This is a genomic window from Rhodococcus sp. BS-15 (assembly GCF_000813105.1).
GTDB lineage: Bacteria > Actinomycetota > Actinomycetes > Mycobacteriales > Mycobacteriaceae > Rhodococcoides.
On record NZ_BAOX01000649.1, the window covers coordinates 1 to 554 of the forward strand.

Here is a 554-nt window from a genome sequence, read left to right on the forward strand (position 1 = left end):
CTTGATCAGGTCGAAGTGGATGTTGAGTCCGTGGCCGAAGAACAGCGCGTCGCCGTCCTTCAGGTTGGGCTCGATCTCCTCGGAGAAGATCTTGGCCTGCGCGGTGTCCGGTGCGAGCACCATGATCACGTCGGCCCATTCGGACACCTCGGCGGGAGTGCCGACCTTCAGGCCCTGCTCCTCCGCCTTGGCGCGGGACTTCGAGCCCGCTGCCAGGCCGATGCGCACATCGACACCGGAATCGCGCAGGCTCAGCGAGTGCGCGTGGCCCTGGCTTCCGTAACCGATCACAGCGACCTTGCGGCCCTGGATGATCGACAGATCAGCATCGTCGTCGTAGAACATCTCGACTGCCACTGTTTGTAACCTTTCCTCTTCGATTTCGCTGAAAATCACGTCCGTCGCTCAGCGCGACGCTGTGATCGATTTCGGTCCACGTCCGACGGCAACGACTCCCGACTGAACTATTTCTCGAATTCCATAGGGGTCCAACATCTTCAACAACGCATCGAGCTTCGAGCGGGTTCCCGTCGCCTCGACCGTCACGGCCTCGG

General features: G+C 61.2%; 1 protein-coding gene and 1 pseudogene. Both read right to left on the bottom strand.

Going from position 1 to position 554, the window contains the following annotated elements:
• On the bottom strand, nucleotides 1–345 hold a 345-nt coding region (locus RHBS_RS28495), incomplete at its 3' end, for an NAD(P)-dependent oxidoreductase (RefSeq protein WP_187298698.1).
• A 60-nt stretch (nucleotides 346–405) separates the two neighbouring features.
• A pseudogene (locus RHBS_RS28500) lies at nucleotides 406–554 on the bottom strand (acetolactate synthase small subunit); the annotation flags it as partial.